General features: G+C 62.4%; 5 protein-coding genes. All 5 read left to right on the top strand.

Features of this window, described 5'->3' with window-relative positions; genetic code table 11:
• Positions 1–399: 399 nt before the first annotated feature.
• The 5 genes from EYW47_RS35195 to EYW47_RS35175 are packed head-to-tail and all read left to right on the top strand — an operon-like array spanning position 400 to position 5,096.
• On the top strand, positions 400–1,473 hold the full coding sequence (locus EYW47_RS35195; RefSeq protein ID WP_338117859.1) for a pirin family protein: 1,074 nt from the start codon (positions 400–402) through the stop codon (positions 1,471–1,473).
• Positions 1,474–1,519: 46 nt separating this feature from the next.
• Entirely contained in the window at positions 1,520–2,386 is an 867-nt protein-coding gene (locus tag EYW47_RS35190) for an aldo/keto reductase (RefSeq protein WP_133199419.1), read from the top strand.
• Positions 2,387–2,445: 59 nt separating this feature from the next.
• Complete coding sequence (locus EYW47_RS35185) at positions 2,446–3,906, top strand: aldehyde dehydrogenase family protein (protein WP_133199418.1); 1,461 nt, start codon at positions 2,446–2,448, stop codon at positions 3,904–3,906.
• Positions 3,907–3,950: 44 nt separating this feature from the next.
• Positions 3,951–4,391, top strand: coding sequence for an Rrf2 family transcriptional regulator (locus EYW47_RS35180; RefSeq protein WP_133199417.1), 441 nt, complete (start codon positions 3,951–3,953; stop codon positions 4,389–4,391).
• A 60-nt stretch (positions 4,392–4,451) separates the two neighbouring features.
• Positions 4,452–5,096: an NADPH-dependent F420 reductase gene (locus EYW47_RS35175; protein ID WP_133199416.1), complete on the top strand. Its 645-nt coding sequence runs from the start codon at positions 4,452–4,454 to the stop codon at positions 5,094–5,096.
• Positions 5,097–5,624: the final 528 nt, after the last annotated feature.

Genomic DNA, 5,624 nt, shown 5'->3' with positions numbered 1-5,624 from the left:
GTCCACCACTCGACTTATATCGGAGCGGCTCCGGGGCATCCGTCACCTCGCACACTCCGCGTTAGTGACAAAGGACTCATTCTTCCCGCCACGCGCTACGCGCGGGCGGATGGGTCTGCAAGGAAAACCGGGCGTGCTGCCCGGCTAATGCGCGAGAGTACTGCCGAGCAAATACACGGGAGTCCTACGAAACCACGTGTGTCCCGCCGGTTTTGGTTATGCCCCACGGCGCGCGCAGCGCCGCCGGATGGATGAGCCCTTAGTCACTCCGGGTGACGGCGAGTGATGACAGACGCCCCGGAGCCGCTCCGATCTAAGTCGAGTGGTGTACTGCGTCACACTGGCGGTTTGAGCGGCTTTCTTTTGCCTACTTTTCTTTGCCGCTGCAAAGAAAAGTAGGTGCCGCCCCGCACAGGGGCAACACTTATATACCTACATGAAAACAAGGAAAGGCCAACGCCACCAAGAACCACACCAAAACCGGGAAATCACAATTTCAAAACCACACCCCTCAGATGTATCGCTCCTACCGATAGGTCGAATCAAAAAATACAGGCTTCTATCCGCCAGCGCGATAGCGTACCTTACCCCTATGCCATCACGCATCGAGGATGCCTGTTCACCATGTATTCCGAAACCCTTCCCCCGCTCGCTGCACCGCAAAGAACGATTGTGACGCGGACGGCGGGCCGCCAGCACGGTCCCGTCACGCGAATTGTCAGCCCGTCCGACCTTGGCGAGTTGCTCAAGCCCTTCGTCTTTCTCGATTACTTCGACAATTCCGCGGCAGCCGACATGCGCTTTGCCATGCATCCGCATTCCGGCCTTGCCACGACGACCGTGCTGCTGGAAGGCGAGGTCGAGTATGAAGACACGACAGGCGCTGCGGGAATCCTGCCGGCCGGCGGCGTCGAGTGGATGAACGCAGGCAAGGGCGTATGGCACAACGGCCGTGCAACGGGCGACGGACGTGGGCGCGGCTATCAGTTGTGGGTCGCGTTGCCACCCGAACTCGAACTGGGCGCTCCCTTTAGCCAATACTTGTCCGCGAACGAGGTGCCTCGCGTCGGCCCGGCCAGCGTCATTCTGGGATCCTACGGAAACGTCGAAAGCCCGATACCCGCACCGCCCGGCATCAGTTACCTGCTCGTGCGGCTTGCGGCGGGACAGCGGTGGCAGTACACGCCGCAAACCGGGCACAACGTCGCCTGGCTGAGCATTCAACGCGGCGCGCTGCAGATGGGACACGAGACCATCGCCGACGAGCTGGTGGCGTTCAACAAATCCGAAAACGTTCTGGCCTTCACGGCTGCCGAGGATTCGGAGTTCGTCCTCGGCTCCGCCGTCGCGCATCCGCACCGGCTCGTGCTCGGCCATTACTCGGTCCATACCTCGGCGCAGGCGTTGCGCACGGGCGAAGACCGGATCATGGAAATTGGGGCAGAGCTGCGTCGCACCGGCCGCATCGGCTAACCCGCTTGACTTGCCTTTAACCGCCACACCAGGACGCAAAGACCTCATGGCCCAGCAAAATCGCGAAGTGCCGGTCGTGCCGGATGTCCACATCGGAAGCGCGGCCATTCCGGCCATTGGCTTCGGCACCTATGGAATGGGCGCCGCGGACATCTACCGGGTGATCCCCGAGGCCCTGCGGGCCGGCTTCCGCCACATCGACACCGCGCAGATCTACCGTAACGAGGCCGAGATTGGCGAATGTGTTGCCGAGTCCGGCACTCCAAGACGCGAGATCTTTTTGACGACCAAGGTCTGGGTCAGCCACTACGCCCATCAGCACTTCGAAGCGTCCGTCAACGAGAGCCTGCGCAAACTCAGGACCGACTATATCGACCTGCTCCTGCTGCACTGGCCGGGGTCGGACGTGCCGCTGGCCGAACAGATTGCGGGACTCAACGCAGTGGTGCGCGCGGGCAAGGTCCGGCACATCGGCGTGAGCAATTTCAACCGCGCGCAGATGACCGAAGCCATCCGGCTCTCCACGGCTCCGCTGGTGACGAACCAGTTCGAATACCACCCTTACCTGAACCAGTCCTTGCTCACTGAAAGTACCTTGCAGGCAGGGCTTGCCGTAACCGCTTATTGCGGCATGGCAGTCGGCCGGGTCTTCACGGAGCCCGCGCTCGAGCGGATTGCGGCACGCCACGACAAGACCATCGCGCAGATTGTGCTGCGGTGGCTCGTGCAACAGCGCGGTGTGGTTGCGCTTTCGAGAACCACTCGCGTCGACCGGCTCGCGCAGAACCTTGCAGTATTCGATTTCGAGCTGGACAGCGCGGACATGGCGACCATACACGCGCTGGCGACGTCGGGCAGCCGCATTGTCAATCCCCCTGGACTCGCTCCGCAGTGGGACAGTACCGCGCCTTGACTTGATCCAAATTTTCGCCCGCGCCTGCGTGGGCCAACCCAATCCATCAGGATACCGAAATGAGCACGACACCAACCTACAAGTACTATGCGGGCGGGAAATGGCTCGACGCCCAGGATGCACGGACCTTCGAGGTACTGGAGCCCTATAGCCGCAAACCGTTCGCGCAGGTGGCCGCCGGTGGACGCGCGGAAGCCCGCGTTGCGGTCCAGGCCGCTGCCGAGGCATTTCCGGCCTGGTCCAGCACGCCGCCGGCCGAGCGTGCGCGCCTGTTCCTGAAGGCGGCGGAAATCATCAAGCGCCGCCGCAACGAGATTGCCAACGCGCTCGCCCGCGAGACCGGCAGCACGATCTCCTTTGCCAACTTCCAGCAAGATCTCGTGGCTGCGACGCTCGAGCAAGCCGCCGGCTGGATGTACCAGCCGGCCGGTCAGGTGCTGGCGACCAACCAGCCCGGCGCGCATTCCATCGCCGTGCGCAGGCCGCTGGGCGTGGTGGCGAGCTTTACGCCATGGAATGGCGCCAACATTCTTTCCTGGCGCGCGGTGATTTCGCCGATCGGTGCGGGCAATACCGTCGTGGTCAAGCCCTCCGAGCTCGCGCCCGTCTCGGCCGGTCTGATGCTCGCCGAGATCGCTCACGAAGCGGGCTTCCCCGAAGGCGTGATCAACGTAGTGTCCCACGCGCCTGGCGCGGCGGGTGAAATCGCAGACGAGTTCTTCGATAACCCGGACGTGCGGGTCATCAACCTGATCGGCGGCGTCAAGACGGCCCGCATGCTCGCCGAACGCGCGGGCCGCACGCTCAAGCGCACTGTGCTGGAGCTCGGCGGCTACAACCCGATGATCGTGCTCGACGATGTCGACCTCGACTACGCGGTGCGCACCGCAACGTTCGGCTCGTTCTTCCATCAGGGGCAGATTTGCCTGAATACGCGCCACATCATTGTCCAGCGCAAGATTTACGACGAATTCGTGGCGCGATTCGTGGCCCGCACCCGGACCCTCACCAAGGGCGACCCGCAGAATCCGGCCACCATTATTGGACCGCTGGTGACGCCCGCCGCCGTCAAGCTCGTCGATGACCGTATCAAGGAAGCCGTCGCCAAGGGTGCCGTCGTGCGCACGGGTGGCCGCCATGAAGGTCAGGTCTACGAACCGACGATCCTGACCGATGTGCCAGCCGATGCGCTGGTCGCCCAGGAGGAAACCTTCGGGCCCGTGGTCGTGGTCGAAGCCGTGGACACGCCCGAGGAGGCCGTGGCTGCCGCCAACCGCACGATGTATGGCCTCTCGTCCTCGATTCTGGCCGGCGATACGTACCGCGCATTCGAACTCGCGCCGAAGATCCAGTGCGGAATCGTCAACGTCAATACGGCGACGGTCAACGACGAGATCCACGCGCCGATGGGCGGCGTCCGTGACAGCGGCTGGGGCCGCACCGGCCCGGACAGCCTGGCCGATTTCAGCGACGTCATCTGGATCAATTCGCGCAGCGCACAGACGCCATATCCGTTCTAGGCACACCGCGCGGCCATCGTGATTGATTAATTCGCCCCCCCACCATGCCCACCAGTACGCGCTTCGCTGTCGCCGTTCACACGCTTGCCGCCATCGCGGCAAGCGATGGCAAGCCCCTGCGTTCCGAAGACCTGGCGCATAGCGCCAGCACCAGCGCGGTTGTGATCCGCGCATTGCTGCAGCGCTTAAGCGATGCGCGGATCACGACCTCGCAGCTCGGCGCGGGCGGCGGGGCGCTGCTGGCGAGGCCCGCGCAGGAGATCAGATTGCTGGACGTGTATCGGGCAGTGGAGGACCCGGCGCTCTTTTCCTTGCACCGGAGCACGCCCAGCGCCGACTGCCCGATTGGCAGCAACATCCTCGCCGCGATGCAGCCATCGCTCGATCGCGCGCGTCAGGCCCTCGAAAACGAGCTGGAAAAGGTGAGCGTGGCCGATATCGCGCAAGAGGTCGCCCGCCTCGGCCAGTTCGCCATAACGTTGTAGTAGTCCTTTTTTTTACCCACAAATGTCACTGTGTCGGTGACAGATTTTCAGGAGTTGAGTATGAGCATCGGTATCATTGGATCGGGCAACATCGGCGGCGGCTTCGCCCGCGCGCTGGCCAGCAAGAATATCCCTGCGGTGATTGCCAACAGCCGCGGCCCGGAATCGCTAAAGGCATTGACTGAAGAGTTGGGCCCCTCAATCCGGGCCGTCACGGTGGCCGAAGCCGCCCAAGCCGACATCGTACTGGTGGCAGTGCCATGGGACGCGCTAAAGGATGCGCTCGGCGGGCTCCCGGACTGGAATGGCCGGATCGTGATCGACAGCAACAATCCGCTCGTGCATGTCGATCCGGATTCGCCCGATGCCAGGGATCCGGCCAATCCCTTCGCCGCGCTTGGGATCAAGCCCGCGGACATTGGCGGGCGGTCGTCGAGCCTGGTGTTCTCCGAGTGGGTGCCTGGGGCGCGCGTCGTGAAGGCGTTCAATCATCTGAACGCGCAGGTATTCGATAGTCTCCATGTGCCCAACGGGCAGCGTGTCTTTTTCCTTGCGGGCGACGATGCGGACGCCAAGGCACAGGTCGGCAAGCTGATCGGGCAACTGGATCTGGCGAGCATCGACCTGGGTTCACTTGAAACGGGCGGACGGTTGATTCAGATTCCGTTCGGGCCGCTTTCTATCGTTAATCTCGTGGCGATTTGAGAAGCCGTTTGAAAAAGGTGGGGATGAGCGAGTCTTTGTAGCAAGCTGTCCAATGCGATTTGTGTTTTTGTTTTTTGGTACATCGGTGTGGTGAGAATCGTGCCGCATGAGACTGCGCTCGTGGATCCATCCAGCTTGGTTTGGTGTGGGTTTTTGGGGTGTTGGCCTTTCCTTGTTTTCATGTAGGTCTATTAGTGTTACCCCTGTGCGGGGCGGCACCTACTTTTCTTTGCAGCGGCAAAGAAAAGTAGGCAAAAGAAAGCCGCTCAAACCGCCAGTGTGACGCAGTGGACCACTAACCTTTAATCGGAGCGGCTCCGGGGCGTCTGTCATCACGCGTCGTCACACGGAGTGACAAAGGGCTCATCCATCCGGCGGCGCTGCGCGCGCCGTGGGGTATAACCAAAACCGGTGGGACGCACACGTTTTCGTAGGACTCCCGTGTATTCGTTCGGCAGTACCCTAGCGCATTCACCTGGCAGCCCGCCTGGTTTTCCTTGCAGACCCTTCCGCCCGCGCGTAGCGCTC

Source organism: Paraburkholderia silviterrae, from assembly GCF_004353915.1.
Classification (GTDB): domain Bacteria; phylum Pseudomonadota; class Gammaproteobacteria; order Burkholderiales; family Burkholderiaceae; genus Paraburkholderia; species Paraburkholderia silviterrae.
The sequence above is the reverse complement of the archived record's forward strand: the minus strand, read 5'-3'. Positions and strand labels throughout refer to the sequence as shown.

Coding starts and splice junctions, on each gene's coding strand:
- EYW47_RS35190 (WP_133199419.1), top strand. CDS start 1,520: ATGGCCCAGCAAAATCGCGAAGTGCCGGTCGTGCCGGATGTCCACATC.
- EYW47_RS35185 (WP_133199418.1), top strand. CDS start 2,446: ATGAGCACGACACCAACCTACAAGTACTATGCGGGCGGGAAATGGCTC.
- EYW47_RS35180 (WP_133199417.1), top strand. CDS start 3,951: ATGCCCACCAGTACGCGCTTCGCTGTCGCCGTTCACACGCTTGCCGCC.
- EYW47_RS35175 (WP_133199416.1), top strand. CDS start 4,452: ATGAGCATCGGTATCATTGGATCGGGCAACATCGGCGGCGGCTTCGCC.